The following is a 26,663-nucleotide window of genomic DNA, read 5'->3' on the forward strand; positions in this document are numbered from 1 at the left end:
CCGCCCGAAACCACCCCTGACCACCCTCTCTCCCACCCCCCACGACCACCCCACCCTCCGTCGCCCCAGATCAGAGCACTGGACATTTGCCCACCACAAAATCGCCAACACCCCAAGTCCCCAACCACCCCGCCCACAGAATTCAAGACACCATCGCCAACCAGCCACCCCCCGTTGCGCCCCCGTTTGCCCCCGAAGAATCACCGGCCGCGCGCGAGTCGCCGACCCCTTCGATCGATATCCACCCCAGCAGCCCTGCGTCTCCGAATAACCAATGACATCGACTCGGCTGCTGCCCTATACCGCGCAGCCGAGTCAAAGGGGAGGACAGAATGGGGGAGCAGCAGTTATGCATTCCGTGGTATATTCGATGCACGGCGAGAACCAGCCGTACGGAATCGAGCTCGAGCCGGAGGTGCGAGCGTGGCTGGACACGCTGACAAAAGCCGAGTACCGGGCGGTCGAGTTCAAAGCAGACCGTCTCGCTGACAACCCGACAACGTTGGGAGAGCCATGGACTCGGCACCTAGGCGGCTCCGTTCGCGAGTTGCGGTTCCATCTGAGCGGCAAGGCAATCCGCATAAGTTACTGGCTTGCTCCCGGCCGTCGGCTGGTATTGCTGACCGTCTTCGCGAAGACACGCATGCGTGAACGGCTGGAAGTCGACCGCGCCCTGCATGCCCAAAAGGTATGCGCGACAGAGCATGATCCCGCTACCCATATCTACGACCGCAGCTTCGAGGAGGAGTGAGATGTCTCGGGGAACGCACACCAGCTGGAAGATTCCGCCCGAACACCGGGCGGACGCCGACTATGTCGCCGCTGCGGACGCGTTCGCGCTCGGCCAGGCGGTCCACGACCGGCGGATGACGCTCGGCCTCACTCAGGCTGAGCTCGCTCGGCGTGCCGGGATGACGCAGCCGCAGGTCAGTCGGATGGAAGGTGGCGATGTGACGCCGACGCTGCCATTGCTGCATCGGTTGTCTATCGCGCTGGAGGCGGAGTTGAACCTTTCGTTCCACGGCGAGGAACTGGCGGTGCGGTTCACGCAGCGGGCGGCCTGATCGAGGCGCTCAGGCTTCGCCGACCGCGCAGCCGACGCGTTCGCGAGGTTGGTGCACGGCCGGGCTTGACCTTGCCCCCGGGGCAAGGTTTGAGAATTGCTGCCATGAACAACAACGCACTTCAGATCGTCGAAGCTCAGATTCGTGAACAGGTCGCCGCCTACTGCTCGGCCAACCGGGTGCCCGGGTTCGTTGCCGGTGTTTACCAGGCGGGTGAGCAGGTTGTCGTCGCGCATGGCACGGCGAATGTCGCTACGGGCGCACCGATGCTGGCGGACACCGGGTTTCTGTTCGGTTCGGTCGCCAAGGTGCTGACAACCACGCTCGTCCTGCAGCAGGTGGAGCGTGGGCAGCTCGAGCTAGACGCGCCAGTGGTGCGATACCTTCCCGAGTTCGCGCTGTCCACGCCGGGTGCGGCGGACAAGATTCTGGTTCGGCATCTGCTGTCGCACACCAATGGCATCGACGCGGACCTGTACTTTCCGGATGCCGAGGGACCAGACGCGCTGCGGAAGTACGTGGCGGGCCTTGCGGACAACGGGACCCTGTTCGAGGCAGGCGAGCAGCTCAGCTACTCCAATGGCGGCATGATCGTCGCGGGCCGGCTGCTGGAGGTGGTGACCGGGCTGTCGTATCACGCACTGCTGGAGCGCGATATCTATGGGCCCGTCGGCATGCGGAATTCGAGCACCTCGGCCGAGCAGGCCATCCTGCGCAGCACCGCGGTGGGGCATTTCCTGAATCCCGAGACGATGACGGCCGAGCCGACTCGCATGTTCACGCTGCCCGACACCTGGGGGCCGGCCGGCGGCACGCCGATAGGCACCGTCGCCGATCTGCTGAGCTTCGGGCGCACCCATCTCGCGGACGGTGTGTCCCCCACGACGGGTGCCCGGGTTCTCACCACGGATTCGACCGTACTGATGCAGCAGGTTTCGCACGATATGGCGACCCCGAACGTTCCGCCGATGGGTCTGGGCTGGGTACGGTACCCGTTCGGCGACACCACGGTTCTCGCCATGTCGGGTGCGTCGCCCGGCGGGGTCTCCCTGCTGTGTGTGCTGCCGGAGCAAGACCTGGTCTTCACCGCCTTCGGCAACAGCTCGGATGCGCTCATGCTGCAGGACCAGCTGCTGCAGTGGCTGCTGCGCGCGCACCTCGGTGTCGAGATTCCCCCGCTGGTCACCGAATTCGAGCGGGACATCGACCTCACGCCGTATGTCGGCACCTATCGTTCCGACCAGCTCCGCATCGACGTCGGCATCGTGGACGGCCACCTCGAGGAGCGGATGACCTACGAGCCTGCGGACGAGTCGCAAAACCGCATTTTCACCGAGTTCGCCGGCGGCACCACGGCCGCCCCGCCGCAGCGGTACGTGCCGATCCGGCCCGGCCTGTTCGCCCCGGCCGACTACCCGATGGAGACGTTCGACGGCTACCTCCGTCTGCTACTCGTCTCCTACCACGACATCCGCGACGGCAAGGCGCAGTTCCACAACGCGGGTGGCCGGTTGACCCGTCGCGTCTGACGCCTTCGGCGCGGACTGAAAGGATGGCCGCCATGATCACGATCGGCAGGCTCGCGGATTTCGCCGGAGTGACCACCAAGGCCGTCCGCCACTATCACGAGCGCGGTCTGCTCGCCGAACCCGAGCGCGACTCGTCCGGCTACCGGCGCTACACCGCCCAGGACGCCGTCGACCTCGTGAAGATCAGAACCCTGGCCGAGGCCGGCGTGCCGCTGGCCCGCGTCAAGGACCTGCTCGACGCCGACCCGGCCGCACTCGCAGCGGCCATCGCCGAGATCGACCGCGACGTCCGGCACCGGATCACGCAGCTGCGGCGAACCCGCGACCAGCTCGCCCAGTTGCGCGGCGGCAACCGGCTTTTCGTCGCCCCGGCGGTCGCCGACTTCCTCGACGAACTGCGCGACATCGGCGTCAGCGAACGCCAGATCCAGCTGGAGCGTGACGGCTGGATCCTGCTGCAGACCGCCTCCCCTGAGGATGCCGCGTGCTGGCTCGACGAAAAGCACGAACTCCTCGCCATTCCCGAGTTCCGCGCCCTCTACCTCGAACACGACGAGGCCTTCCACTGGTCGCCGGACGACGCCCGCCTGCCTGCCCTGGCCGAACGCACGCGCACCTGGTTCGCTAACTACCACAGCCGATCCGAGACTCGACCCGTGCAGAAACCCGCCATTGCCCGCTTGGTCGCCCAGTCCCAGCCCGGAGCGTCCTCCCCCGCTTGGGACCGCCTCGTCGAACTGATGCGGGGTTAGCGCAAGGGCAGGAGATCTCGGGGGCGCAAAGCGCTATGGTCGGCTGGAGTCGCTGCCTAAGGAGTTGGTTATGCCTCGTACTGCTGTTGTGACCGGTGCGTCGTCGGGGATCGGGAAGGCGACGGCCGCGGCGTTGGTGGCGCGCGGGTATCGGGTGATCGGGACCAGCCGGAAACCGGACGGCATCGGGGCCGAGGCTCGGGTGGCGGGCGTGGAGTATCGGGCGCTCGATCTGACCGACGCCGGGTCGATCGACGCCTTCGTCGCCGGGCTGGAGCAGGTCGACGTGCTGGTCAACAATGCTGGGGAGAGTCAGGCGGGGCCGCTGGCGGAGCTGCCGACGGACGCAGTGGAGCGGCTGTTCCGGCTGAATGTGCTCGGGCCGGTCGCGCTCACGCAGGCGGTGTTGCCTGGCATGCGGGAGCGCGGCTACGGCCGGGTGGTCATGGTGGGGTCGATGATCGCCAGCTTCCCGATGCCCTACCGCTCGTCTTACGGTGCGACCAAGGCCGCACTGAAGGGCTTCGCCGTGGCCGCCCGGTTCGAGGAGTCTCCGTTCGGGGTGTGGATCAGCACCGTCGAGCCGGGACAGATCAATACGGGGCTGCGGGAACGCCGGACGAAGTACCTGAACGAGGGCTCGCCGCACACCGCCGACTTCACCGCGTTCATCGCGAAATTGGATGAGGCACAGGGGAAGGGCATCACCGCCGAACGGGTGGCCGACACGATCGTGCAGGCCGTCGAGGCCAAGCGACCGCGTCCGCTCTACGCCGTCGGCAGCAATGCCCCCGTCATGTTCGCGGTGCGCAGGCTACTGCCGCGCACGCTCATGGAGCGCCTCATCGCGCGCGCCCACGGACTGTCGAGGTAGCTCAGGAGGCCGCGACCTGCGCCTGCCACATCCAGTGCAGCTGCTCGAGCCGCGCCGCGAAGCCGATGAACAGGTCCTGCGTGACCGGGTCGGCCTTCTCGGTGGCCTCGATCCGCTCCCGCAGTCGCCCGATCACGGCGGCGAGGTTGCGAACGACGCCGTCGATGACGTCGGTGTCCTGCTGCCAGCCGTCGGGGAAGCCGACCGCGCCGCTCTCCTTGGCGACCGTCGCCGCCCGCCCGTCCGGACTGACGCCGACTGCGGTGGCGCGCTCGGCCGCGGCGTCGGTGAAGTCCCTGGCCGCCGTGACCAGCTCGTCCAGCGCCAGGTGCACCGACCGGAAGTTCCGGCCGATCACGTTCCAATGGGCCTGCTTGGCGATCAGCGACAGGTCGATCAGATCGATCACGGTAGCGCGCAGCGCCTCGCCCGCGATCTTCTGCTGCTCCGTATCGAGGGTGCTGGTGATGGGTTGACTCATCGTTCACGCCTTTCTTGTCGGATCCGGGTCACCGACTGGCCTACCCGCACGCCGCGTCCTAAACGTCACCAGTGACGAGCGCCATCCGATTCGAGTCGGGCGGCGTGCTCGGCCAGCATTCCCGCAGGCCCTGACGGCGGCGATTGGCGTCGCCAGATCGCCCGGAACTTCCTGCTCAGCGCCACCGGCCCGGCCAGCCGCACCTCGACGAGCGCGCCGCTGGTCAGATCTGGGCCCGCGATCAGCCTGCTCAGTACCGCGGGCGCCACGGCGGCCCGGGCCGCGGCCGAGATCGCCACCGCGGACCCCAGCTCGGCGGCGGGCTGCGCCGGTTGGCACTCGGCCCCCAGGATCTCCCACACCGTGTCCCGCGTCCCCGACCCCGGCTCGCGCCACAGCAGCGGCGTGGTCGCCAGCTCCCGCAGCGTCACCGGCCTGCTGCGGCGCGCCCAGGGATGCTCGGCCCCGACCACTACCACCAACTCGTCCGCCCCGAGCACCCGGCTGCCGAGGCCGGGCGGCGGATGCGGGCCCTCCACGAATCCGATGTCGGCCGCGCCATCCCGGATCAGCTCCTCCACATGCCGCGTGTTGTCCACTTCCAAGGAGACCGCCACCTGCGGACAGCTGGCTCGTAACGCATTGAGCCACAGCGGAATCCGGTGATCGGCGATGGTCTTCGACGCGGCCACCCGCAGGCGCGGCACATCGGCGGCGTGCAGCGCGGCCACACCGGCACTGAACGACCGCGCCGCCTCCAGCACCAACCGCGCGTGCGCGACCACCGACCGTCCCGAATCGGTCAGGGCCGACCCGGTCGGACCGCGATCGAGCAGGCGCAGCCGCAACCGCCGCTCCAGCGCGCTGATTCGCATGCTCGCGGCGGGCTGACTGATATTGTGCCGCCGAGCGGCCGCACCGAGACTTCCCAGCTCCGCAACGGAGACAAGCAGATCGAGTACGTCCAGATCGGGCGTCCCCGGCGGTAGCGTCATAACCACTGATTATGTGCCTGCCCAGCGCCAACGGCACCCCCCGTCGTGGCAATTACCCCATCATCCCACCTTATGAGTGGGTTGCTCGGTGCCACAACGGAAGTCGGCACTGGTAGCGTCCGGCGAGTGCGCAAGATCCCCGCCGCGGCCGACGAAGCCCGCTTCTGGACCATGATCGAATCGGCGTGGGAGCTGGTCGGCGACGAACCGGCCGCGCTGCGAAAAGCGTTGATCCACCGGGAAAACGACGACACCGTGCCCGCCGTCGAAGCGCAGGTGCCGCATTTCCTCGGTCAGCTCCGCACGCTGAGCGAAGGCCTGTCGAGCGACGAGCTGACCGCGCTGGACCGCGTGCTCGAGCGAAAACTGTACGACCTCGACCGCGCCGATATCCACGGTGTCACCGGCGGCTCGGACGACGGTTTCCTCTATTGCCGCGGATTCGTCGTCGCGATGGGCCGCGAGTTCTACGACGCCGCGCTGGCCGCACCCACGGTCGCCGTGCGGGACACCGACGGCGGAAAAATGTGCTACTTCTTCGCACACCTGCACAGCGACCGCTTCGGTGCCTTCCCGAAAACCGAGTCCGGCATTTCCCGGGAATCGTTCTCCAACCCTGCCGGTTGGAACTGACGCAGGCACCCATACGGCGGGCTTATGGGGTTCTCCCCAATCGACCGCTACCCCGCACGGTCGCGGAGCGCCATCGTCTGAGGAATGACGCACGTTCGTCGCCTCTGTCCCGGCCTGCTCCTCGCCGCCGTACTGGCCACCGCGGCAACCTTTCTCGGCACAGTGCTGCCGGTCGCGGGCGCGCCGGTGATCGCTTTGGCCTGCGGCGCCGCGGTAGGCATTGTCCTGCGCCGATCCGACGCTGACACCGCAACTTTCGATCCCGGCTTGGCCGTGACGCGCAAACGCCTGCTCGGTGCCGCCATCGTGCTGCTCGGCCTCGGCCTGCCGGTCGGGTCGGTCCTCAGTGTCGGCCGCCAGACGGCGGTGGTGTTGATCGGAACATTGATCCTGGGCGCCGCCGCCGCGGTGGTCGTCGGGCGAATGCTCGCGCTGGACCGGGAGTCGGCCACGCTGGTGGCGGTCGGCACCACCATTTGTGGCGCCTCGGCGATCGCCGCCGCCACCGCGGTGCTCAAGCCCGACCGGGACCGGGTCGCCTACGCCCTCGGAACCATCTTCGTCTTCAATGTCGTTGCGGTGCTGGCCTATCCACCCCTGGGACGCCTGCTCGGCTTGTCCCAAGAGGCCTTCGGGCTGTGGGCCGGTACCGCGATCAACGACACCTCGTCGGTCTTGGCGGCCGGGGTGATCTACGGCCCCGCCGCCGCTCATTTCGCCGTGATCGTCAAGCTGGTGCGGAGCCTGATGATCGTCCCGATGTGTCTCGGCCTGCACCTCGCGAAGGATCGTGGCGAGCCTACGCCGTCTACGAAAGCCACTCTCCTACAGTCGTTCCCCCTCTTCGTCATCCTGTTCCTCGCCGCATCCGTGCTCGCCGGACTCGGCGTGGTGCCGGATGCCTGGGGCCCGCCACTCGCCCACTTCAGTGCATGGCTGATCGCCGCGGTCCTCGCCGCGATCGGCACATCCCTGAGCTGGCAGCAACTGCGCAGCGCGGGAACACGCCCCCTCCTGTTCGGCGGCATCCTTGCCGTGGTCCTCGGAGTGTCCAGCCTCGCCCTTCAGTTCGCCACCGGCTGGTGGTGACAAGAGATCCAATCATGTTTCCGCTGCATAACGGCTCACTTGAACGCCGTTCATGACGGTACTTGAACACCGTTCAAGGTTGTTGGTAGGTTGGCCCGCATGGCTACTGACATGCTGGATCAATTGGTGGACAAAGCATTACGACGCGAGGCCCCCACCCGGACGGAGGCACTGGCCGTACTCTCCGACTCCGTGGAGCTGCTCGACCTGGTGGCAGCGGGTTCCCGGGTCCGGCGCGAGTTCTTCGGGCGGCGGGTGAAGCTGAACACCATCGTGAACATGAAAAGCGGTCTGTGCCCGGAGGATTGCGGCTATTGCTCGCAACGCCTCGGTTCCGCGTCGGAGGTACTCAAGTACTCGTGGATCACCCCCGCGAAGGCCGCAGAGGTCGCGGATCACGCGGTCCGGGCCGGTGCCAAGCGCGTGTGCCTGGTCGCCAGCGGCCGCGGTCCCGGCGAGCGCGACATCAGACGGATCGAGGACACCATCGCCGCGATCAAGGTGGACAACCCGCAGGTCGAGGTGTGCGTCTGCCTCGGGTTACTGTCCGACGGACAGGCCGAGCGGCTCGCCGCCGCCGGCGCCCATGCCTACAGCCACAATTTGAATACCAGCGAGGCCCGGTACTCGGAGATCTGCTCGACGCACACCTTCGATGATCGAGTGGACACGCTGCGCCGAGCAGGCACGGCCGGGCTGTCGCCCTGCTCCGGCGCGATCTTCGGCATGGGCGAATCCGACGGGGACATCGTGGATCTCGCCGTCGCACTGCGTGCGCTTGATCCGGACTCGGTGCCGGTGAACTTCCTCATCCCGTTCGAAGGGACCCCGCTCGGCGACCGCTGGGAGCTCACCCCGGACCGTTGTCTGCGTATCCTCGCGCTGTTCCGCTTCTACTTCCCGGATGTGGAGGTGCGGCTGGCGGGCGGCCGCGAGATCCATCTGCGCGCCCTTCAACCGCTGGCACTGCACCTGGCCAACTCGATGTTCTTGGGCGACTACCTCACCAGCGAAGGCCAGCCGGGGGCCGACGACCGGCAGCTGATCGCCGACGCGGGCTTCACCATCGAGGGCGTCGATGACCGCACGCTGCCAGCGGCGCGCCACGACCTGGTCGCCATCCGCCGCCGCGGCGCGGGCACCGATCTTCCCGCGAACGCCTGAGCTACCCGGCCAGCCGGTCGGCCTCGTCCAAGTGGTCGCGTAGGCCGAGCAATTCCCACCGCTGCAAGGCCAGTGGCACGTTACCTTCGCGCCAGAGGCGGTCGTGGAACTCCTGGAGGTCGAACCGATCGCCGAGTTCGCGCACCGCGGTGCTGAGCAGGTCCTGGATCTGCAGCTTGCCGATCTGGTAGCTAAAGGCCTGGCCGGGGTTGCTCGCGAAGAACACGGCTTCGTCCCAGGCGGTTTCGCGGTCCATCGGCACGGCGAGGGCCAGCCGGTCGGTCGCCTCGTCGATGGAGAGGTGGCCGAGTGCGAGCTCGATGTCGACCTCGACGCGTAAAGCACGCAGCCGCATGGCGTTTGCCACGAAGATGGCGCTGGCCGGTGCGTCGTCGAACAGGCCTGCGTGCAGCATCAGCTCCTCGTAGGTGAACGCGATGCCCTCGTTGGGCGTCGAGTCGTAGAACCAGCGCCGCGCCGGATTGTCGTGGTGCCAGCCGATCGCGACCTGCTGGGCGTGCACGCCCTCGTGCACGATCGCGGTGCGCGCGTCGAACGCGGCGGCCCGATCGAAGTACGGCAGGTCGGGGTGTGGTGCCGGGATGTACCGGACGGCGTCCTCGTCCATGCGCGACGGGCCGGTCAGATCGTCGGACACGCCGAGCCAGGTCAACGGCTCGAGGTACGGCGGCAGCGGCGCGAACCGGTAGTGCCGCAGCCACTCCGGCTGGCCGAGCAGACCGCGGGTAGCGGCGAACTCCCGCACCGCGCGCTCGTCGGCGGCCTGGCGCTCGACGCATTCGGGTGCGTCGGCGGGCAGCGATGGCGCGGGCGCGTCCCGATGCCGAGTGCGCAGGAGCGTTTCGAGGGCGACCGCCCGATGCCATTCCTGGCTGCCCATCTCGCGCAGCCGCTCGGCCGAATAGGGCAGCAGCGCAACACGATGCAAGAAGTAGGCCAGCCCCTCCGGCCCCACCGGCGCCACCTCGCCCCAAGTGGGCAGCTGTTCGGTGAGCCAACTCCGGTAAGCGGCAACGGCATCCGCCGCTACCCGGGTCGCGGCGGGCAACTCGGCCGCGTACTCGTCCGGCAGGAAGGGAACCAGCGCCGCCATCGCGGCCTCGAGCGACCCCGCCGATTGCTCCAGCAGGCGCAGTGTGCTGCGCGCGAACGACGCGCCCGCATGGCCGGCGAGATTCGCCCTGGCCTGCTCGAGCACCAGCGGAACATGGCGCAACAGCGCGCTGATGTTCGCCGCCCGCGCGTTGTCGAACGGCGACGATTTGAGCAGCTCCACATAGATCGGGCCGAGACTCTGCTGCACATAGAACCCGGGATTGCGCTCCCAGGCGCGGATCAGCTCGAGTTCCCAGTGCACCCTGGCCAGCGCGGAGCCGAGCAGCCTGCCGTCCACCTGCACCGCCACCGGCTCGTCGGACAGGTCGAGCGCGCGGTGCCTGCGCGTCAGCTCGGCGAGCACCGTCCTGAGCTCCGCGATCGCCGCGGGCGACCAGTCGGGCAGCCAGCCCGCCGGTCGTTCCACCCGTGGCAGGTCATCGCTGGAGTCGGGCACCGTCGCCAACCGCCAGTTCCAGAACTCTTCGGCAAGCTTCGCTAGACCCATGTCCGCACAATACAATTCGAGGCAGCTACCGGCCAGCCGCCCGACGCGGGTCAGGAGATCACCGCGTCGACTGCTTTCTTCACCGCCGAGGGCTGGGCGGGCGAGGTGGGCGCCTTCTTCTTCAGTTCGAGCAGCCGGGCCCCGATTTCCTGCAATTGCTTACGCCCCAGATGCTCACGAACCTGCGGGAACCACTCGCCCTCTTCCTCCTCGATATGGTGGTCGACGTTCTCGATCAGCACGGTGACCTTCGCGGTGAAGTGCTCGTCGTCGGGTTTCATGGTCGCCAACTCCTGCACGAGCAGGTCGGCGACGTGGTGCTCTTCGTAGGACTCGAGAATGTCGCTCTCCAGCTCCGGAACCAGCTTGCGGACCTCCGGATACATGCCCTCGTTCTCGATATAGGTGTGCACGGTGAGCGCCTCGATGATCTTGTCGACCAGGCGGCCCTTGGTGGCCTTGGCGTTGTCCCCCGCCTTTTCGAAGTCGCGGAACAGTTTGCGGATCGCTTTGTGATCCTCACGCAACAACACAATGGCATCGGTAGACATCGGGACTCCTCGGGTTCGACCGGATTATGTGCCGGACGTTCCCGCTAGCAGACCCGCGAAACCAGCGGGTTTACCTACAGCCCGGCGTGGGAGAACAGGCCGGGTGAACCGATGCCCTGCTGCTGCGGGGTTGCGGGCACGATGCGCTCGAACAGGGCGAGATAGTCGTCGATCATTCGGTCCGCGCTGAAGCGTTCCTGCGCGTCGTCGCGGGCGGCGCGCCGATCGAGTTGCTCGATCTCGGCTACCGCGGCCGCCGCCCCCTTGACGTCGGTCACCAGGAAGCCGGTGACGCCGTCTCGAATGAGCTCCGGCGTCGAACCCAATGGTGTTGCGATGACCGGTGTTCCGGTGGCCAGGGCTTCGACGACCGTCAGGCCGAACGGTTCGGCGAAGCCGATCAGGTGCAGTAGCGCGCGGGCGCCGCCCAGCAGTTCGTCCCGTCGTTGCGGACCCACCGGACCGACGTAGGTCACCGTGGCGTCGTCCAGGTGCGGTTCGACCGCGGTGCGGAAGTACTCCTCGTCCTGCACCGCGCCCGCGATGATCAGGGGCAGCCCGGTGAGCCGCGCCACCTCGATCGCCAGGTGCGTCCCCTTGTCCGGGTGAATTCGGCCGAGAAAGAGCAGATATTCACCGTGTTCGGGCCGAAAGGTGAACTGGGCGAGATCGATACCGTGATGAATTGTCCCCGCATAGTTCAGCGTGGGGTGCCGGTCCGCATCGCTGATCGCCACATAGTGCGCGATATCGTCGAATGCTCGATACACCGGCATGATATTCGGCGAGGAATGGCCGTGAATGGTGGTGACCATCGGGGTCGATACCAGCCGACTGTAGGTCAGCGGGACGAAGTCGAAGTGGTTGACGAGCACATCGAACTCACCGGCCTGCCCGAATGCCGTCGAATTATGCAGAGCTTCCGCTACTTTCGCATCCACACCAGCTGTCTCCGCGTACCCGGACGGCACCGGCGCGACGAGCCGCGCCGAGGTCTCGGAGTCGGCCGTGGCGAACAGGGTGACGTCGTGTCCGCGCGCGACGAAACCCTCGGCCAGCGTGGCGGCGATATGCTCCCACGGGCCAGAGTTTTTCGGTGGCGTGCGATGAGCGACCGACGCGATTACGCCGATTTTCATATAATCCTCGATTACTGGCGAATTCAAACGCCGAGAGCCGTCCCGGAACGGGCGGACTTGATGTCCCCACTCTATCACGGCAGTTTATCCGTCATCCGGGTGTTACTATCGAGGCCCAGTGGTCGATCCGCCCGTGTCGTGTTCCGGACCGGATTCTCGAGCGCTCCAGCGCAACACGATCAGCCGATCGCGTGGCTGGACAGACAGCGGCACCGGCGGCGCTGACTCGAATCAGGGGAAGGCTGACGATAGAAGCCGTCGCAGCGGGTAAACCGGTGGTATCGACGGACTTTCCGCACGCAAATACCATGCGCTTGCCGCAGAGACGCGACAAGCCGATGCGAAGTTGGCTACAGCATGAGCGAAACCATCACCATCTCCTACGCCCACCTGGTACGACTCAGTGACGACGTCGGAGTCTTCGAACACGCCCGGCTCACCACGCCGCGGCACGAGAACGGTTACTGCGTAGACGATGTCGCGCGAGCCCTCGTAGTGGTGGCCCGCGAACCCGAGCCGACCGAAGAGCTGAACGCGCTCGCTCAGGTGTACGCGCGCTTCGTCATCGAGGCGCTCACCGAGGACGGCCGCTGTCACAATCGCCGCGGCAAGGATTTGAACTGGCAGGACGAACCGACCGTCGAGGATCACTGGGGCCGTGCCCTCTGGGCACTCGGCACCGCCGCCGCCCGCAGGCCGGACCTGACCGAAAAGGCATTGGCGCACTTCATGATCGGGGCCAGGCAGCGTTCCCAGTTCCCGCGCGCGATGGCCTTCGCCGCACTCGGCGCGGCCGAGGTGCAGCACGTCGACCCCGGAAACCCCACGGCCCAAGCGTTATTGGCCGACACCGCCACACTGATCGGCCCGCCCACCCGCCGCCTCGACTGGCGGTGGCCCGAATCCAGGCTGCACTACGCCAACGCGGTACTCGCCGAGGCGCTGCTGGTGGCCGGTGCCGCACCGGACCAGAACCGCACGCACGCCGATGGATTGGCGATGCTGCGCTGGCTGCTGGAGGTCGAGACCGCGGGCGACCATCTTTCGGTCACCCCCATCGACGGCTGGGCGACCGGCGAGAAGCGTCCCGGCTTCGACCAGCAGCCGATCGAGGTCGCGAGCCTGGCCGACGCCTGCGCCCGCGCCTACGACGACACCCACGACCAGCGGTGGCGGGAGGCGGTCATGTTGTGCGAGGCCTGGTTCCGCGGCGAGAACGACGTCTCGACGCCGCTCATCGACCCGGTCAGCGGCGGCTGCTGCGACGGGCTGGAACCTACCGGCCGCAACGAGAACCAAGGCGCCGAAGCGACTCTCGCCATGTTGTCCACCATGCAGCAGGCCCGCCGCCTGCAATTGGCCGAGTAACGGGACACCTCGGCGCTGCCTGACGGATCCCGCGGACGACACCGACCTAGTAGTCGCCCGCGTACCGCCGCCAGGCGTCTTCGAGCTGCGCCGCCATGTCGATCGCCGGATCGATCAACCAGCGCGTTTGTAGACCGTCGGCCAGCGCGAAGAACATGGTGGCCGCGGCGTCGGGGTCGAGCTGCCTGCTCAGCGCGCCGTCCTGCTGCATCGCGCGCAGCGCCTGTGCGAACGCCTGGGTGCCCGCCCGGTAACGCTCGAGCATGTAGTCGTGCGCCGGATGGCGTGGATCGGCCGCGGCCGCCTGCATGTGGGTGAAGAGCTCGATCAGTCCGGGGACCTTCGTGTTGCGTCGGACCAACGCCACGAACGCGGCGGGCGCAGGCCCGTGCAGGCCCGCGACGTCGATCTCGTCCCGCTTACGCAGCACCGCGACGAACAGCTCCTCCTTCGACCCGAAGTAGTGCAGCAACCCACCCTGGCTCAGGCCGACCGCTTCGGCCAGCTCGGCGACGGAGGTGGCCAGATAGCCGCGCTCGGCGATGGTGCGCAGCGCGGCATCGAGGATTTGCTCCCGTCGTTCGATGCCTTTGCCGTAGGGACCCCGTTTCGCCACCGAGCCAGTGTAGGCATGGGACGGATCGGTCCTTGCCATCGAAAACCGAGCGCTGTACGGTTTTCAAACCGGGCCAGCCTGCTCGAGGTCCTGGCTTGTCACCACAACGAACGGGAGCACTCCCCGATGCGATTCCGCCTTCGCGGCCTCGGCGTCGCCGCCCTGGCCGCCGCCACCGTGCTGACCGGCCTGCCCGCCGCGGCCGCCGCGCGACCCGAACCCCCCGTGCAGGTCGCGCCGTTGGGTCCGGACTTCCTGTTCGGGGTCGCCGCCTCCGGGTATCAGTCCGAGGGCCACGCGCCGGACAGCAATTGGAGCCGCTACGTCGCCGCGGGCAAAACCGAAGACCCGTACGGGAATTCGGTCGACTTCTACAACCGCTACGCCGACGACATCGACCTGGCCGCCGGGCTCGGCGTGCGCGTCTTCCGGATCAGCGTGGAATGGGCCAGGGTCCAGCCGCAACCCGGCGTGTGGTCCGACGAGGGATTCCGCTTCTACGACAAGGTGATCGCGAAGATCACCGCCGCGGGCATGCGTCCGATGATCACGCTGGACCACTGGGTGTTCCCCGGCTGGGCGGTGGACCGGGGCGGCTGGCGCAACCCGGGAATGGTCGAGGACTGGCTGACCAACGCACGCACCGTGGTCGACCGCTACGCCGCGGGCAACCCGCTGTGGGTGACCTTCAACGAGCCGACCTTCTACGGCCTCAACGAGCTGCGCCACGGCGGACTGGCGGCCACCGATATCCCTGCCATGCAGGACCGACTCGCCCAGGCGCACAACGCTGTCTACGACCACATCCACCGGGTTCAGCCGGGTGCGATGGTCACGAGCAACGTCGCCTACATCCCCGGCGGTGAGGCGGCGATCAACAAGCCGTTCGTGGACAAGATCGCCGCGCGACTCGATTACGTCGGCATCGACTACTACTACGGCAGCTCACCCGACACCGTGACGGCCATGGCGCAGAACCTCACCCGGCTCTGGCAGAACCCCTTGCAGCCCGAGGGTATCTACTATGCGCTGCAACACTATTCGCGCGAGTTTCCGGGCAAGCCGCTCTACATCGTGGAGAACGGCATGCCCACCGAGAACGGGCTGCCGCGCCCGGACGGCTACGCCAGGGGCGACGATCTGCGCGACACCCTCTACTGGATCCAACGCGCCGCGGCCGACGGCATGAACATCATGGGCTACAACTACTGGAGCCTCACCGACAACTACGAATGGGGCAGCTACACCCCGCGCTTCGGCCTCTACACCGTAGACGTGCTGACCGATCCGAGCCTCACCCGCAAACCCACCGACGCCGTCGCCGCGTACACCGCCATCACCCGGGCCGGTGGTGTCCCCGCCGATTACCGGCCGACCCGGGCACCGCAGACCTGCTCGCTGGTCGACCCGCCCGGCAGCTGCACCGACCCGGTCACTGTGCCGCGCTGAGCGGCACCGCACTTCGTGAGAACAGCAGGCGCAAGGAGATTTCGATGACGATGACGTGGCGGCGCAGGCTGACCGCGGCGACCGCGGTGGCGGGCATTGTCTGCGCCCTGTGCGCCTCGGGTGCGCAGGCCGCTCCCGACCCCGGCGGCCTCGGCACCGGAAGCGCTCTCGGCAAGGACCCGGACGGCAGCACGCCACCCGGAGGCGCCAATGACTGGGCCTGCCGTCTCACTACGGCTCATCCTCGGCCGGTGGTGCTGGTGCACGGCACCTGGGGGAACCAGAACGACTGGGACGTCCTGGCCCCGCAGCTGAAAGCGGAGGGCTACTGCGTCTTCTCGCTGAACTACGGCCGCGACACGTCGAGTGTGCTCGGTGCGCTGCGTGGGATGTACGGCACCGGCGACATCGGTTCCTCAGCCGGCGAACTCGCCGTCTTCGTGGACCGGATCCGCGCCGCCACGGGCGCGGCGAAGGTCGATCTGGTCGGCCATTCGCAGGGTGCGGTGGTGTCGCGCCAGTACCTGCGGGGCGGTGGGGGCGCGAACACGGTCGGTCGCCTGGTCTCGCTCGCGGGCACCAATCACGGCTCGACCATGCGTGGCGTCGCGACACGACTCCCACCCTGGGGCACCGCGGGCTTCTCCGGCGCGCTAACTCTGATCGCCGGAATCGCTGCCGCACAACAGCTGGTGGGCAGCGAGTTCATCCGCAACCTCAACGCCGAGGGCGACACCGTGCCCGGCATCGACTACACGGTGATCGCCAGCACGCACGACGACGCCTCGACCCCACCGGAAGCCACGTTTCTCCAGGCGCGCCCCGGTGCGACGGTCGACAACGTCTGGGTCCAAGATCTCTGCGCCACCGATACTTTCGATCACGGCACCCTGCCCCAATCCCCCACCGTCGCCTACATCGTCCAGAAGGCCCTCGATCCGAGCTACACCGGCACCGCGTGCGGCTGACCCGAAACAGCACCGGGCGGTAAGGCTTTCGTCCTACCGCCCGGTGTGCCGTGACAGTCAGCGTCGATCCGAGACCAGCCGCGGATCCGGATCCTCATCCGGTGCCGACACAGTCTGGGCCGAGTCCTCCGCCATCACCGCTTCGCCGCGAGCGACCATGCCCGCCTCGTCGGAGAGCTTCAACTGCGGAATGAACAGCGCGAGCAGGAAGATGACGATGCCGCCGGGGATCAGGTACCAGAAGCCGGGGACCAGCGCGTCCACATACGCACCGACGATCGCGTCGTGCAGCCCCGCAGGCAGGTTCTTCACCACCGACGGCACCAGCGCCCCGGGGTCGAGCTTCGCCGCCATGACCTCCGGACCGTGCGAGGTGAACGCGTCGGTGAGCCCCTCGGTCAGTCGGCTGGTGAAGATGGAGCCGAAGATCGCGACACCGATCGCACCACCCATCTCGCGGAAGTAGTTGTTGGCACTGGTCGCGGTGCCGATCTGGTTGGGCGTCACGGCATTCTGCACGACAAGCACGATGATCTGCATGATCAGGCCGAGGCCCGCACCGATCACGAACAGCATCGCCGACACCACCCACATCGCGGTGTGCGCGTCGAGCCGGGTCAGCCACAGCAGGCCCGCGAGCATGAACAGCGCGCCGAGCGGCGGGTAGACCCGGTAGCGGCCGGTCTTGGTGATCGCCGCCATCGAACTGATCAGCGTGAGCATCATGCCGAGCATCATCGGGATCAGCAGCAGACCCGACACCGAGGCGGACAAGCCGGTGGCCATCTGCAAGTAGGTCGGGATGAACCCGATCGCGGCGAACATGACCAGGCCGACCAGCAGGCCGATCACCGAGGTCAGCACGAAGGTGCGGTTACCGAACAGCCACAGCGGCAGCATCGGCTCCTCGGCCCGTGCTTCCACCATGACGAAGGCGGCCACCACGACCACCAGCGCGGCGATCATCGCCACGATCGTCGTCGAACCCCACGCGTACTGCTTGCCGCCCCAGTCGGTGATCAGGATCAACAGTGTTGTCGCCGAGGACATCAGCACCACGCCGAGGTAGTCCGGCTTGGTCTTGGGCCGATGGCTGGGGACGCTCAGGTAGCGGAAGGCGATGAACAGTGCCGCGAGACCGATCGGCACATTGATCCAGAAGCACCAGCGCCAGCCGAGCGTGTCGGCGAAGAAGCCGCCGAGCAGCGGTCCGGCGACCGAGGTGACGCCGAAGACGGCGCCCATCGGCGCCATGTACTTGCCGCGGTCCTTGGCGGGCACCACATCGGCGATGATGGCCTGCGCCAGAATCATCAGACCGCCACCGCCGACGCCCTGCAGGCCGCGGAAGACGATGAACTCCCAGAAGCTGGTCGAGGCGGCGGCACCGACGGACGCGACGGTGAACGCGGTCACCGCGAACAGGAAAAGCCAACGCCTGCCGAACATGTCGCCGAATTTGCCGTAGATCGGCATCACGATGGTGGTGGCCAGCAGGTACGACGTCGCGGTCCATGCCATGTGCGAGACGCCGCCGAGCTCGCCGACGATGGTCGGCATCGCGGTGCCGACGATCATCTGGTCCAGGCTGGCCAGGAACATGCCCGCGATGAGCGCGGAGAAGATGAGCCAGATTCGCTTCTGGGTCAAGACAATGGGGGTAGGCGGCGAGTCAGCCGTGGTCATGTGGCACGTCTCCTAATTTCCGTCGTCGGGCTTGTCGAACAGCCGGGCGGCCATCGCGCAGTGCTCGTGGATCGCCGCGGTGAGCGATCTGGTCGTGTCCTCGGCCGAGGACATCACCGCCCTGGTGGTGATCGCCGTCATGACTCCCGCTGCGAGCGAGGCGAATTCGGCCGAGACCGGTTCGCCCGCGCGCGCGGTGAGCAGTTCGCCGACCAGGGCCTCCTGCCGGACACCGGCCGCCATGAAGCCCGCCAGCACCCTCGGCTCGGCTTTGATGAGCTCGACCACCAGCGAAATGGCTTCGCGCATCTCCTCTTCCGGCGCGAACGATGAGGCGAAAAGCCAGGTGAGGTCGTGCATCAGCATGCCGCTCGGCCCGCCCGTGATGAACGTTTCCCTGGCTTGCGGGGTACCGATCTCCTCGATCGGGCCGACCAGCGCGTCGAGCTTGGTGTCGTAGTAGTTGAAGAACGTGCGCGGTGAGACCCCGACGGCCTTGGCGATGTCCTCGACGGTGGTCGCGTCGAACCCACGCTCGACGGCCAACCGCCGCGCGGCCATACACAGGTCGAGCAGGGTTTGGCGCTTCTTCTGGGCGCGGAGCCCGACCGGGGACTCCGCGCGGGTGGACGGTGGCATGGGCAAAAATTTAACACAAACTGCAAAATTTCAGAAAGTGCAATATTATGTGATCGCGCTCACCGCGGTCCGTCGATGCAAGGCACACGCGGCGCTATCGAATGCCGGGCGTTGCCGGGTCCGAGCCGAGGCAGCCGAGGATGAAACAGCCCGGCGGCCAATCGCCGAAGGGTGGCGCGAGCGACTTACCGAGGCACTCGAGCGGGCCGCAGCCCGGGTAGGCGAACGGGCCGAGACCCAAAGCGCCGAAGGTGGCGTCCGGATTCGAGATCATCGGGTCGGCGAGGCTGATATCCGGTTGCTGCACATAGGGTCCCGGGTCCGGCAGGCGCGGCTCGCGGAACGCCGCGACGATGCCGCGCAGCACGTCGTGCGGGAAGCTCACCGCGCCACCGGGCACGGTCACGCCGGTCCAGCTGACCAGCAGGCCGAGGCTCGGCACGATGAAGTTGTCCTGGCGCATCATGCCGCCCATCTTCAACGCATCCGACGGCAGTCCCGGTAGTTCGACGGTGCAGCCGGGGCCGTTCACCACGAGCAGGAATCCGTAGCACTCGTTGGTCGGCGTCGGTCGGCTTGCCTCAGCCAGATACTCGGCGGAGATGATCTGATTACCATGCCAGTCACCGTGATTGGCGAGCAGTAGGCCGAGCTTGGCGAAATCGTCGGGCGGCAGGATCAGATGCGCGTATCCGTAGGTGTTGCCGCTGCGGTCGCGGTCCCAGTAGTAGTCCGTGCGTTGAATACCCAACGGGTCGAACAGCTTTCGCTGGGCATACGCCTGGAAGTCGGTACCCACCGCTTGCTGCACCACATAGACGAGCAGGTCGACGGCGCGCTGGCTGTATTTCCACACCTCGCCCTGCGGCCGCTCGATCGGCATCGCCAGCGCCTGCGCCACCACGTTCGGGTCGATCTGCGCCAGCCCGGTGATGCCCTCCGAGGCCACCGCCACCTGCATGCCGGAGGTCTCGGTGAGCAAGCTGCGGACGGTGATCGCGCGGTGGTCCGCGTCGCCGAGCCCGGCCGGGAGGTAGGTGCCGATCGGGGCATCGAGCCGCAGCCTGCCCTCGTCGACGGCGATGCCGGCGACCATGGAGACCACGCTCTTCGTGCTGCTCCAGAGGTTCCACGGGATCCCGCCGGTCTGGTCGTTGCGCGGGCCGGTCGCGATCAAGCAGTTGTGGCGGTAGACCTGCACGTTGAGCCGAGACGGGTCGGCCGCGAAGGTCACCGCGGCGCGCAGTGCCGCCGCGTCGAGCCCGACCTCTTCGGGTGTCGCGGTCTGCGGTTCACGTCCGTCGACGACATCACACCGCCTTTGTTCGGGCGGCGCGGCATCGGCTGTGCCACCGACGATTCCGCTGCCGAGGAACACCGCCGCGGCCGTCATCGCGGACACCACAAGACTTTTCACACGACGATGCACTCCGCTTCCCCATTTCTCGACGGGTTCTGCTCGGCACATCGAGGAGCACAGCGTTCCGGTTACCGTCCGGCGCGCCCATAGTTGTCGTGGCCAACGCACTAGGGGCACATCCATCTACTACATAAGTACGTGATTCATCTCACCCTGCCTCAGCTTTCGGGTCGTACATACGATGACACATCTAGAAATAGCCTCGACTGAGCTGGTGCTTTGCTTGAGCTATCACAACCCTCGTCGAGCATCGCGACTCACCTCAACGGCTTCATCTACTATTTACATCAGTAGATGCGCTCATTCGAATCACGCGAGCACATCAGACCAGAGAGGCAACGAGGCCATGGCGCGACGTGTTTTCCCCGTGCTGTCGATCAGCACCCCTTGCGGCTACCGCCGTTCGACCACAGCGCTACTCGCGGGCGCCGCGATAGCGGGTGGCCTCGCATTCGGCGCGGGAACGGCCGCCGCCGAGGCGAGGACCACCGCCGTCGGCGCGGGCGCGCACTGCCTGTGGGCAGGCGCACCGCACCCACAGGGCGCGACGGTCGCCGCCGGTGGGCAGAGCTTCCGCTGCGGGACCGAGCGTGGAGCGCCGGTGTGGTCGAGCGTTCCCGCCGCGAGCAGGCCGAGCACCGTTCCCAACCCGGGCGCCTACACCAACCCCGCGGGTCTGTTCAGTGCCGGCGCACGGCAACCCGGGACCGACTACACCGACTACTGCGTCGGCGGCCAGCTCATCGAAGGCAGCGAGGACATCTATCAGGTGGTCGCGGACCCCTCCGGGAAGCTGTATTGGAAGGCGGCGGGCCCGATCGCCCAGTGGGTCTTCGATCCCGACGCACCGCGCCCCGGACCGTCCTGGCGCTCCGCGAGCCTGTGCTCCGACGGCACCCTGACCTGACCCGGATTCGCCGCTCGTGGGTGATCTCCCGTCAGCGCAGTCGCGCGGCCGCGTCGCCGATCGCCTCGTCCAGGATGGACAGGCCGAGCGACAGTTCGTCCTCGGTGGCGGTCAGCGGCGGCGCGATGCGGAAGACGCCACCCATGCCGGGCAGCTGCACGATGTTCATGTGCAGACCCAGCTCCAGGCAGCGGCGGGTCACCTCCGCACCCAGCTCGTCCGAGCCCTGCTTGGTCGCGCGGTCGACGACCAACTCCAGCCCCGCGAGCAGGCCACGACCCCGAATATCGCCGACGACGTTGTGCCGCTCGGCGATTCGCTGCAGTCCGCGCCGCAGGAAGGCGCCGAGCTCGGCGGCCCGCGCGTCGAGGTGGTCGCGGACGAGCACATCGAGCACGGTGTTGCCGACCGCGGCCACCAGAGGATCCGCTACGTGCGTGGTGTAGAACAGGAAGCCGCGATCGTGCGCCTCCTGCTCGATGTCGGCGCTGGTGAGCACGGCGGCGAGCGGCAGCCCGGCACCGAGCGTCTTCGACAGGGTGAGGATGTCGGGCACGATGCCGTCGCGCTCGAACGCGTACCAGGATCCGGTGCGGCACAGTCCGGTCTGCGCTTCGTCGAGGATCAGCAGCATGCCGCGCTCGCGGCACCGCTCGTGCAACGCGGCGAAGTAGCCGGGCGGTGGCTCCACGACCCCGCCGGAGCTCAGGATCGGCTCGACGATGCAGGCGGCCAGGCTGCCGACCGACTGGGCGTCGATCAGGTCGAAGGCGAAGTCGAGCTGTCGCCGCCAGTCGAGTTCGCCGGTGGCGGTAATGAAGTCGGGCCGGTAGGCGTGCGGCACCGGGATGGCGAAGTTGCCGGGCGCCGCAGGGCCGTAACCTTTGCGGCCCGCGCTGTACGTGGCGGCCGCGGCGGCCTGGGTCATCCCGTGCCACGAGCGGGCGAACGAGACGATCTCGTGTTTTCCGGTGACCAGCTTGGCCATTCGGATCGCCGCCTCGTTCGCCTCGGCGCCGGTGGTCAGCAACAGTGCTTTGTCCAGCGGGTCGGGCAGCGTGCCCGCCAGCCTGCGGGCGAGGTCGACGACCGGGCGGCTGAGCATGCCGCTGAACAGGTGGTCGAGCTCGCCGACCTGGTGGCGCACCGTCGCGACGATGTCCGGGTGCGAATGTCCGAGAATCGCGCTCATCTGACCGGACGTGAAATCCAATATCTCCCTGCCGCTTTCGGTGTACAGGAAGCTCCCGGCGGCACGGGTGATGATCTCGGGAGTGAAGGAGCTCGCGCCCGCGTAGCGCACGAGGTGCCGGTCGGTGTCGGCCCAGAAGTCCTCGGCGGAGCGCGGCGTATAGGTGGGGGAAGCCATGTTTCGACGGTAGGGACGAGGCGAGCGCCACGTCCATCTCACAATTCCGGCTGTGCTGTTCGGTGCAGCCGTACAACAATCGAGCATGCTGAACCCTTGGCGGCTGCGTTTGCTCAGCCAACTCGACTCCCTCGGCACCGTTCGCGCGGTCGCGCAGGCGGCCAACCTGAGCGCTTCCAGCGTGTCCCAGCAACTCGCGGTGCTGGAGGCCGAGACCCGCACACAGCTGCTGGAACGCACCGGCCGCCGGGTCCGGCTGACACCGGCCGGGTTGATCCTGGCCCGCCGCGCCAGGGCGATCCTCGACCACATGGGCGCCGTCGAAGCCGAGCTGCGCGGCCTCGGCGCCGAGCCGGTCGGGCTGGTGCGGCTCGGCGCTTTTCAAAGCGCCATTCATTCGCTGTGCGTGCCCGCGGTGACCCGGCTCGCGCACACCCACCCGCACCTCGCGGTCGAGCTGCACGAGTTGGAACCGCACGAGAGCATGCGGGCGCTGCGGGTCGGTGACGCCGACATCATCATCACCACAACGGATTTCGTGGAGCAGCCGCTCGGACCGGATATCGACATCGTGCCGCTGGCCACCGATCCGATCGTGCTGATCCTGCCGCCCGATCGTGCCGCCCGCGGGCCGGCCGACCTCGCCGCATACGCCGACGAGCCGTGGGCCTTCGATATGCCCAAGTCCTACATGGCGAATCTGGCGACCCGGCTCTGCCGGGAATCGGGTTTCGAGCCGAAGATAGTCTGCCGCTTCAGCAATTACATGATGACGCTGCAGCATGTCGAGGCCGGTCTCTCGATCGCGCTGCTGCCCGGACTCGCCGTCGATCCGCGCTATCGCATTGCGACAAGGGAACTCACGAGCCCGGTCACCCGGTCGATCACCGCGGTTATCCGGCGCGGCGCGCCGCCACGGGCCGCGGTGACCGTGGTCCTCGATGCCTTGCGCAGACACGGCGATCTACCCGGCGCAACCGGCCCTGCCGAGGGCTGAGCACGGCCCGATCGAAAGCAGATCACCCAGCGAAATCGGCCGAAAACCGATAAATGCCCCGGCGCCACAGCCCGCCGAGGCGGTAATTGCGCTGCGCCTATAACTTGCATCCGCCCTGTTCAGAGCCAATTTCCTATAACGATTGGATATATAGTTACCGTTTCGTTATCGGCTTTGCGTGTGTCGGAATTTTGTTCGACCCCATTTGTGTCGAAGGATGGAAATCGGATCCGCTTGGACTGACAGATCACCGTGATGTTCTCGAATCTATTCGAAGACCTTGGTGAAGTCCGGAGCGCCATCACGTGCGGCGTTGCACGACCAGCCGAGGCCTTCGAAATGACCATCGGAGGACCTGATCATGGCATCGGAAACCGACGACGTCCGATATACCCACTCGCTGCGGCGGGTGTTCTGGTGGACACTTGCCGCGGGAGCAGCACTCTCCGGCGCGCTCCTGTTCTACGCCGCAGAGGCTTCGGCTCAGCCCGTAACCGTCCCCGGCCTCGGCACCTTCGAGGTGCCGAACGAAATCCCGCTTCCCCCCGGCCTTCCCGGCGTTCAGGTCGCGAACCCACCGCAGGAGAGCGCGCCATCCGCTGCTCCCTCCGCCGCGCCGGCCCGGGCCGAGTTCTCCGCTCCCGGCATCACCTTCGCGCTACCCGACCTTCCGGGCCTCGAATACTCCAGCCTGGCAGGCATTCCCGGCTTCAAGGTGCCGACGCCGGCGTACCCGCGCGTCGCACCGATGAAGACCACCGGCGAGGTCGCCGTCGACGCCGCCCGCGCGAAGCTCGGCTCCGACTACAGCGCGAACTCCGCGGGCCCCGACTCCTTCGACTGCTCGGGCTTGGTGCAGTGGTCTTACGGGCAGGCCGGAGTTTCGGTGCCGCGCACCAGCTACGACCAGCTGGCCGCCGGAACCCCGGTGCCGCGTGAGGATTTGCGCCCCGGTGATCTGGTGTCGTTCTACGGCGGCGGCCACTCCGCGCTGTACGCGGGCGACGGCAACGTGATCCACGCCTCGACCTACGGCACCGGCGTCACCATGTCCCCGTTGGCGTCTATGCCCTACGCGGGCGCCTGCCGGTTCCGCAACTAGCAGCGGCCGGATACGCGCACTGGTTTCGCGTACAGCGGCTCAGCCGACGTGACCCGGGCCATCGCGCCCGACTACCCGGGAATGGTGGTTCCGTCGCCTTCCGGTTCGACAGGTGCGGCCGGACCCGATATCCGGATCACGCCGGCGTCCAGATCGAGGGCGAGCCGGGGACTGTGCGACTGGCCGTCGCTGTCCTCGCTGCCCTCGTCGGTCAGCTTCTTACCCGGAAACAGTTCGCCCATGACGCCCATGAAGACCACGATAGTCCCGCGCCGGACGTCGTCGGCGCCGCGCTAGGCGACGGGATCGCGCAGGATCGTTGCCAGCATCGCACCGGCTCCCACCGCAGGAAGCATGAGCAGGATGATCGGCGGGGCACCGAACGCGGCCAGCGCGGCGATGCCGGTGAAGAGACTGAGGGCGAATCCGGGGGCATGCTGAATTACCATCTGGCGCTTTCCTTCCGGGACGCCGGGACCACTGCCGGACCCGGGCTCAGTAGACGAAGGGGTAATCGTCATCGGGCAGCGGAGTGATCAAGGACTGCTCGATGCGGTCGGTGATGTCCGCGGCCTCGAAGGCATCCCGGATGCGCTCGGCCAGCGGGGGGATTGCCGTCTCGTCGAGTCCGGTGGGCACGTCGTAGTCGTGGACCGCTACCTGCTGCTCGGCCAAGTCGGCGGCGTTGCCTGCGGGAATCGTGGTCATGGCGAACCTCCTCACGCTGGTGATATGGGTGCGGTCGTCGGATAGGTCGAACAGGCCCGGTTACCGGCCGGGCCTGTTCTAGGAAGAGGAACGTGACTTTTCAAACGGTCCGCGGTGGCGATGCCGTGCCACCCGTGACGCCACAAGGGTGGCGGTGCGCGGATAACTGATCGCACTGTGTTCTCGAACGCGCCTGGTGCTGGGTGGTTACGGCAGCACCACCGACGGACGTGCTGCTCAGCGTCGTGATCCGGGCCTCACCTCGCTTCCTCTCTCGCGCTTGACCATTGAGCTGTTCAGCGCGGCGGAGGCGGACCGCGCTGAGTGGCCCGCCCGGTCCCGGGCGGACGACCGCGCAACGGGGCCGGGTGCACGAAGCACAGCCGGCGTACGCGCGGCCACAGGCCCGGGACCGGAACCGGCACTCGCGGCGGAACCGCCCTTCGCGCGCGGGCTTCGCACAGAATCGTGTCCACCTCGGCGAACAACTGCTCGATGTCGGGGTCGAGCAGCAGCAATTCGTCGTCGAGAGTGTCGAACGATACTGGGCGAGTATCGATTCCGGTCATGACCCTGCCTCCTCCACGAAGCGTCGGGCCGGGACCGGTCAGGCGTTGATCGCCTGCCTCCGGTCGCTGTGCTCGATCTCGATCTTGCGTGGCTTGGCCTTCTCCGCGACGGGGATGCTCAAGCGCAGCACGCCATCGGTGTAGTCGGCCCGGATGTGGTCGGTATCGAGGCCCTCACCGAGGAACAACTGGCGGCTGAACACCCCGCGGGAGCGTTCCGCGGCGATCATCGACCGCGATGAATCCAGCTCGGGGCGGGTCGCCCGGACGGTCAACACGTTGCGCTCGATGTCCAGATCCAGTGACTTCGGGTCGATGCCTGGCAGGTCGAGCTCGACCAGGAACTCGTCACCCTCGCGCCAAGCGTCCATCGGCATCACCGCGGGACGGGCCGCTGTGCCGAACACCTGCTGCGTGAGACGGTCCAGATCGCGGAACGGATCGGTACGCATCAGCATGGTCGCCACCTCCAACTCACTCCATTCTTCGTCGTCGGGTCAGATAACCTGTGTCGCCTGACATAGATTTGTTTTAGCACTCTCGACAGCTGAGTGCAAGTGTTTACACTAGAAAACCTGAGAGAGAAGGAGCGCTATGCCAGACGAGCCGCAGGGTAAGACGCACCTACCCGACCCAGGACAGGCGGTGTACGGGATCTCGGTGGCCGCCGACCTGGCCGGGATCGGTGTGCAGACACTGCGGCTCTACGAACGGCACGGCCTGGTCCGACCCGCACGCAGCGACGGCGGCACCCGCCGCTACAGCGGCGATGACCTCGCCCGACTACACCGCATCACCACGCTGGCCGCCGCGGGGATCAACCTCGCGGGTATCGGCCGCATCCTGGATTTGGAAGACGCCAACGCCGACCTGCACTCCGACAACGACCGCCTGCGCACCGACAACGCCGCCTTGCGCGCGAACAATCGGCGGCGTGGTGAGTCGTCCGGTTGACCGGCACTGTGACCGA

At 67.3% G+C, this 26,663-nt stretch carries 30 protein-coding genes; 15 read left to right on the forward strand and 15 right to left on the reverse strand.

All coding sequences use genetic code 11. From position 1 onward, the window contains the following. Positions 1–349 precede the first annotated feature (349 nt). From ACIHA7_RS03675 to ACIHA7_RS03695, 5 genes are all read left to right on the forward strand, one after another. Positions 350–751 carry a type II toxin-antitoxin system RelE/ParE family toxin gene (locus tag ACIHA7_RS03675; protein WP_397285185.1) on the forward strand — a complete coding sequence of 134 codons (402 nt, stop codon included), beginning with the start codon at positions 350–352 and terminating at the stop codon, positions 749–751. Between the two features lies 1 nt (position 752). Next, on the forward strand, positions 753–1,064 hold the full coding sequence (locus ACIHA7_RS03680) for a helix-turn-helix domain-containing protein (RefSeq protein ID WP_397285188.1): 312 nt from the start codon (positions 753–755) through the stop codon (positions 1,062–1,064). Between the two features lie 104 nt (positions 1,065–1,168). Then, on the forward strand, positions 1,169–2,593 hold the full coding sequence (locus ACIHA7_RS03685) for a serine hydrolase domain-containing protein (protein WP_397285190.1): 1,425 nt from the start codon (positions 1,169–1,171) through the stop codon (positions 2,591–2,593). Positions 2,594–2,625: 32 nt separating this feature from the next. Further along, on the forward strand, positions 2,626–3,345 hold the full coding sequence (locus ACIHA7_RS03690; RefSeq protein WP_397285192.1) for a MerR family transcriptional regulator: 720 nt from the start codon (positions 2,626–2,628) through the stop codon (positions 3,343–3,345). Between the two features lie 70 nt (positions 3,346–3,415). Next, positions 3,416–4,219 carry an SDR family oxidoreductase gene (locus ACIHA7_RS03695; protein ID WP_397285194.1) on the forward strand — a complete coding sequence of 268 codons (804 nt, stop codon included), beginning with the start codon at positions 3,416–3,418 and terminating at the stop codon, positions 4,217–4,219. A 1-nt stretch (position 4,220) separates the two neighbouring features. On the opposite strand, the gene ACIHA7_RS03700 is transcribed toward ACIHA7_RS03695, so the two are convergent. Together ACIHA7_RS03700 and ACIHA7_RS03705 are read right to left on the reverse strand one after the other, a co-directional pair. Beyond that, positions 4,221–4,700: a Dps family protein gene (locus ACIHA7_RS03700; RefSeq protein WP_397285196.1), complete on the reverse strand. Its 480-nt coding sequence runs from the start codon at positions 4,698–4,700 to the stop codon at positions 4,221–4,223. Positions 4,701–4,765: 65 nt separating this feature from the next. Then, on the reverse strand, positions 4,766–5,695 hold the full coding sequence (locus ACIHA7_RS03705) for a LysR substrate-binding domain-containing protein (RefSeq protein WP_397285198.1): 930 nt from the start codon (positions 5,693–5,695) through the stop codon (positions 4,766–4,768). Positions 5,696–5,821: 126 nt separating this feature from the next. On the opposite strand from ACIHA7_RS03705, the gene ACIHA7_RS03710 reads away from it, so the two are divergent. The 3 genes from ACIHA7_RS03710 (at position 5,822) to bioB (ending at position 8,581) form a co-directional block, all read left to right on the forward strand. After that, positions 5,822–6,328 carry a DUF4240 domain-containing protein gene (locus ACIHA7_RS03710; protein ID WP_397285200.1) on the forward strand — a complete coding sequence of 169 codons (507 nt, stop codon included), beginning with the start codon at positions 5,822–5,824 and terminating at the stop codon, positions 6,326–6,328. A gap of 84 nt (positions 6,329–6,412) precedes the next feature. Further along, entirely contained in the window at positions 6,413–7,417 is a 1,005-nt protein-coding gene (locus ACIHA7_RS03715; RefSeq protein WP_397285202.1) for a YeiH family protein, read from the forward strand. 99 nt (positions 7,418–7,516) lie between these two features. Further along, positions 7,517–8,581, forward strand: coding sequence for a biotin synthase BioB (bioB, locus tag ACIHA7_RS03720; RefSeq protein WP_397285204.1), 1,065 nt, complete (start codon positions 7,517–7,519; stop codon positions 8,579–8,581). Between the two features lies 1 nt (position 8,582). Here bioB and ACIHA7_RS03725 read toward each other — a convergent pair whose 3' ends face one another. The 3 genes from ACIHA7_RS03725 to ACIHA7_RS03735 all read right to left on the reverse strand — a co-directional run bounded on the left by ACIHA7_RS03725 (position 8,583) and on the right by ACIHA7_RS03735 (position 11,895). Next, the gene (locus ACIHA7_RS03725; protein ID WP_397285206.1) at positions 8,583–10,205 is read right to left on the reverse strand and encodes a DUF885 family protein; all 1,623 of its coding nucleotides are present in this window, start codon (positions 10,203–10,205) and stop codon (positions 8,583–8,585) included. A 50-nt stretch (positions 10,206–10,255) separates the two neighbouring features. Further along, the gene (locus ACIHA7_RS03730; protein ID WP_397285208.1) at positions 10,256–10,756 is read right to left on the reverse strand and encodes a hemerythrin domain-containing protein; all 501 of its coding nucleotides are present in this window, start codon (positions 10,754–10,756) and stop codon (positions 10,256–10,258) included. A gap of 74 nt (positions 10,757–10,830) precedes the next feature. Next, on the reverse strand, positions 10,831–11,895 hold the full coding sequence (locus ACIHA7_RS03735) for a glycosyltransferase family 4 protein (protein WP_397285210.1): 1,065 nt from the start codon (positions 11,893–11,895) through the stop codon (positions 10,831–10,833). A gap of 357 nt (positions 11,896–12,252) precedes the next feature. On the opposite strand from ACIHA7_RS03735, the gene ACIHA7_RS03740 reads away from it, so the two are divergent. Next, positions 12,253–13,263 (forward strand): glycosyltransferase, encoded by a 1,011-nt coding sequence (locus tag ACIHA7_RS03740; RefSeq protein WP_397285212.1) that lies wholly within the window; start codon positions 12,253–12,255, stop codon positions 13,261–13,263. Between the two features lie 46 nt (positions 13,264–13,309). Here the strand turns inward: ACIHA7_RS03740 and ACIHA7_RS03745 are convergent, their stop codons facing one another. Beyond that, positions 13,310–13,879 carry a TetR/AcrR family transcriptional regulator gene (locus tag ACIHA7_RS03745; protein ID WP_397285214.1) on the reverse strand — a complete coding sequence of 190 codons (570 nt, stop codon included), beginning with the start codon at positions 13,877–13,879 and terminating at the stop codon, positions 13,310–13,312. Between the two features lie 126 nt (positions 13,880–14,005). On the opposite strand from ACIHA7_RS03745, the gene ACIHA7_RS03750 reads away from it, so the two are divergent. Both ACIHA7_RS03750 and ACIHA7_RS03755 read left to right on the forward strand, forming a co-directional pair. Beyond that, positions 14,006–15,328, forward strand: coding sequence for a family 1 glycosylhydrolase (locus ACIHA7_RS03750; RefSeq protein ID WP_397285216.1), 1,323 nt, complete (start codon positions 14,006–14,008; stop codon positions 15,326–15,328). A gap of 44 nt (positions 15,329–15,372) precedes the next feature. Further along, positions 15,373–16,296, forward strand: coding sequence for an esterase/lipase family protein (locus ACIHA7_RS03755; RefSeq protein WP_397285218.1), 924 nt, complete (start codon positions 15,373–15,375; stop codon positions 16,294–16,296). Between the two features lie 57 nt (positions 16,297–16,353). Here the strand turns inward: ACIHA7_RS03755 and ACIHA7_RS03760 are convergent, their stop codons facing one another. The 3 genes from ACIHA7_RS03760 to ACIHA7_RS03770 all read right to left on the reverse strand — a co-directional run bounded on the left by ACIHA7_RS03760 (position 16,354) and on the right by ACIHA7_RS03770 (position 20,014). Continuing rightward, the gene (locus tag ACIHA7_RS03760) at positions 16,354–17,982 is read right to left on the reverse strand and encodes an MDR family MFS transporter (RefSeq protein ID WP_397285220.1); all 1,629 of its coding nucleotides are present in this window, start codon (positions 17,980–17,982) and stop codon (positions 16,354–16,356) included. 12 nt (positions 17,983–17,994) lie between these two features. Next, complete coding sequence (locus ACIHA7_RS03765) at positions 17,995–18,621, reverse strand: TetR/AcrR family transcriptional regulator (protein ID WP_397285222.1); 627 nt, start codon at positions 18,619–18,621, stop codon at positions 17,995–17,997. A gap of 94 nt (positions 18,622–18,715) precedes the next feature. After that, entirely contained in the window at positions 18,716–20,014 is a 1,299-nt protein-coding gene (locus tag ACIHA7_RS03770) for a serine hydrolase domain-containing protein (RefSeq protein WP_397286494.1), read from the reverse strand. A 373-nt stretch (positions 20,015–20,387) separates the two neighbouring features. Here ACIHA7_RS03770 and ACIHA7_RS03775 point away from each other — a divergent pair, with 373 nt between their 5' ends. Then, complete coding sequence (locus ACIHA7_RS03775) at positions 20,388–20,948, forward strand: hypothetical protein (RefSeq protein WP_397285224.1); 561 nt, start codon at positions 20,388–20,390, stop codon at positions 20,946–20,948. 31 nt (positions 20,949–20,979) lie between these two features. On the opposite strand, the gene ACIHA7_RS03780 is transcribed toward ACIHA7_RS03775, so the two are convergent. Then, on the reverse strand, positions 20,980–22,317 hold the full coding sequence (locus tag ACIHA7_RS03780) for an aspartate aminotransferase family protein (protein ID WP_397285226.1): 1,338 nt from the start codon (positions 22,315–22,317) through the stop codon (positions 20,980–20,982). Positions 22,318–22,369: 52 nt separating this feature from the next. On the opposite strand from ACIHA7_RS03780, the gene ACIHA7_RS03785 reads away from it, so the two are divergent. Then, positions 22,370–23,314: a LysR family transcriptional regulator gene (locus tag ACIHA7_RS03785; protein WP_397285228.1), complete on the forward strand. Its 945-nt coding sequence runs from the start codon at positions 22,370–22,372 to the stop codon at positions 23,312–23,314. A gap of 361 nt (positions 23,315–23,675) precedes the next feature. Then, entirely contained in the window at positions 23,676–24,416 is a 741-nt protein-coding gene (locus tag ACIHA7_RS03790) for a C40 family peptidase (RefSeq protein WP_397285230.1), read from the forward strand. Between the two features lie 71 nt (positions 24,417–24,487). Here ACIHA7_RS03790 and ACIHA7_RS03795 read toward each other — a convergent pair whose 3' ends face one another. The 5 genes from ACIHA7_RS03795 to ACIHA7_RS03815 all read right to left on the reverse strand — a co-directional run bounded on the left by ACIHA7_RS03795 (position 24,488) and on the right by ACIHA7_RS03815 (position 26,151). Next, entirely contained in the window at positions 24,488–24,667 is a 180-nt protein-coding gene (locus tag ACIHA7_RS03795) for a hypothetical protein (RefSeq protein WP_397285232.1), read from the reverse strand. A gap of 42 nt (positions 24,668–24,709) precedes the next feature. After that, the gene (locus ACIHA7_RS03800; protein WP_397285234.1) at positions 24,710–24,865 is read right to left on the reverse strand and encodes a hypothetical protein; all 156 of its coding nucleotides are present in this window, start codon (positions 24,863–24,865) and stop codon (positions 24,710–24,712) included. A gap of 46 nt (positions 24,866–24,911) precedes the next feature. After that, complete coding sequence (locus ACIHA7_RS03805) at positions 24,912–25,124, reverse strand: hypothetical protein (protein ID WP_397285236.1); 213 nt, start codon at positions 25,122–25,124, stop codon at positions 24,912–24,914. Positions 25,125–25,420: 296 nt separating this feature from the next. After that, entirely contained in the window at positions 25,421–25,693 is a 273-nt protein-coding gene (locus ACIHA7_RS03810) for a hypothetical protein (RefSeq protein ID WP_397285238.1), read from the reverse strand. A gap of 38 nt (positions 25,694–25,731) precedes the next feature. Then, entirely contained in the window at positions 25,732–26,151 is a 420-nt protein-coding gene (locus tag ACIHA7_RS03815; RefSeq protein WP_107660930.1) for an Hsp20/alpha crystallin family protein, read from the reverse strand. 136 nt (positions 26,152–26,287) lie between these two features. Between ACIHA7_RS03815 and ACIHA7_RS03820 the strand changes: the two genes are divergently transcribed. Next, positions 26,288–26,647 carry a MerR family transcriptional regulator gene (locus tag ACIHA7_RS03820; RefSeq protein ID WP_397285241.1) on the forward strand — a complete coding sequence of 120 codons (360 nt, stop codon included), beginning with the start codon at positions 26,288–26,290 and terminating at the stop codon, positions 26,645–26,647. The last annotated feature ends 16 nt before the right edge of the window (positions 26,648–26,663 follow it).

The sequence above is a fragment of the Nocardia sp. NPDC052316 genome, assembly GCF_044547795.1.
Lineage (GTDB): Bacteria > Actinomycetota > Actinomycetes > Mycobacteriales > Mycobacteriaceae > Nocardia.

Excerpts from the sequence above, each read along its gene's own strand:
- ACIHA7_RS03800 (WP_397285234.1), bottom strand. The coding sequence starts at position 24,865 with ATGGTAATTCAGCATGCCCCCGGATTCGCCCTCAGTCTCTTCACCGGC.
- ACIHA7_RS03675 (WP_397285185.1), top strand. The coding sequence starts at position 350 with ATGCATTCCGTGGTATATTCGATGCACGGCGAGAACCAGCCGTACGGA.
- ACIHA7_RS03765 (WP_397285222.1), bottom strand. The coding sequence starts at position 18,621 with ATGCCACCGTCCACCCGCGCGGAGTCCCCGGTCGGGCTCCGCGCCCAG.
- ACIHA7_RS03810 (WP_397285238.1), bottom strand. The coding sequence starts at position 25,693 with ATGACCGGAATCGATACTCGCCCAGTATCGTTCGACACTCTCGACGAC.
- ACIHA7_RS03790 (WP_397285230.1), top strand. The coding sequence starts at position 23,676 with ATGGCATCGGAAACCGACGACGTCCGATATACCCACTCGCTGCGGCGG.
- ACIHA7_RS03725 (WP_397285206.1), bottom strand. The coding sequence starts at position 10,205 with ATGGGTCTAGCGAAGCTTGCCGAAGAGTTCTGGAACTGGCGGTTGGCG.
- ACIHA7_RS03740 (WP_397285212.1), top strand. The coding sequence starts at position 12,253 with ATGAGCGAAACCATCACCATCTCCTACGCCCACCTGGTACGACTCAGT.
- ACIHA7_RS03735 (WP_397285210.1), bottom strand. The coding sequence starts at position 11,895 with ATGAAAATCGGCGTAATCGCGTCGGTCGCTCATCGCACGCCACCGAAA.
- ACIHA7_RS03795 (WP_397285232.1), bottom strand. The coding sequence starts at position 24,667 with ATGGGCGTCATGGGCGAACTGTTTCCGGGTAAGAAGCTGACCGACGAG.
- ACIHA7_RS03760 (WP_397285220.1), bottom strand. The coding sequence starts at position 17,982 with ATGACCACGGCTGACTCGCCGCCTACCCCCATTGTCTTGACCCAGAAG.
- ACIHA7_RS03730 (WP_397285208.1), bottom strand. The coding sequence starts at position 10,756 with ATGTCTACCGATGCCATTGTGTTGTTGCGTGAGGATCACAAAGCGATC.
- ACIHA7_RS03750 (WP_397285216.1), top strand. The coding sequence starts at position 14,006 with ATGCGATTCCGCCTTCGCGGCCTCGGCGTCGCCGCCCTGGCCGCCGCC.
- ACIHA7_RS03805 (WP_397285236.1), bottom strand. The coding sequence starts at position 25,124 with ATGACCACGATTCCCGCAGGCAACGCCGCCGACTTGGCCGAGCAGCAG.
- ACIHA7_RS03770 (WP_397286494.1), bottom strand. The coding sequence starts at position 20,014 with ATGACGGCCGCGGCGGTGTTCCTCGGCAGCGGAATCGTCGGTGGCACA.
- ACIHA7_RS03755 (WP_397285218.1), top strand. The coding sequence starts at position 15,373 with ATGACGATGACGTGGCGGCGCAGGCTGACCGCGGCGACCGCGGTGGCG.
- ACIHA7_RS03715 (WP_397285202.1), top strand. The coding sequence starts at position 6,413 with ATGACGCACGTTCGTCGCCTCTGTCCCGGCCTGCTCCTCGCCGCCGTA.
- ACIHA7_RS03685 (WP_397285190.1), top strand. The coding sequence starts at position 1,169 with ATGAACAACAACGCACTTCAGATCGTCGAAGCTCAGATTCGTGAACAG.
- ACIHA7_RS03690 (WP_397285192.1), top strand. The coding sequence starts at position 2,626 with ATGATCACGATCGGCAGGCTCGCGGATTTCGCCGGAGTGACCACCAAG.
- ACIHA7_RS03775 (WP_397285224.1), top strand. The coding sequence starts at position 20,388 with ATGGCGCGACGTGTTTTCCCCGTGCTGTCGATCAGCACCCCTTGCGGC.
- bioB (WP_397285204.1), top strand. The coding sequence starts at position 7,517 with ATGGCTACTGACATGCTGGATCAATTGGTGGACAAAGCATTACGACGC.
- ACIHA7_RS03680 (WP_397285188.1), top strand. The coding sequence starts at position 753 with ATGTCTCGGGGAACGCACACCAGCTGGAAGATTCCGCCCGAACACCGG.
- ACIHA7_RS03780 (WP_397285226.1), bottom strand. The coding sequence starts at position 22,317 with ATGGCTTCCCCCACCTATACGCCGCGCTCCGCCGAGGACTTCTGGGCC.
- ACIHA7_RS03820 (WP_397285241.1), top strand. The coding sequence starts at position 26,288 with ATGCCAGACGAGCCGCAGGGTAAGACGCACCTACCCGACCCAGGACAG.
- ACIHA7_RS03695 (WP_397285194.1), top strand. The coding sequence starts at position 3,416 with ATGCCTCGTACTGCTGTTGTGACCGGTGCGTCGTCGGGGATCGGGAAG.
- ACIHA7_RS03705 (WP_397285198.1), bottom strand. The coding sequence starts at position 5,695 with ATGACGCTACCGCCGGGGACGCCCGATCTGGACGTACTCGATCTGCTT.
- ACIHA7_RS03815 (WP_107660930.1), bottom strand. The coding sequence starts at position 26,151 with ATGCTGATGCGTACCGATCCGTTCCGCGATCTGGACCGTCTCACGCAG.
- ACIHA7_RS03700 (WP_397285196.1), bottom strand. The coding sequence starts at position 4,700 with ATGAGTCAACCCATCACCAGCACCCTCGATACGGAGCAGCAGAAGATC.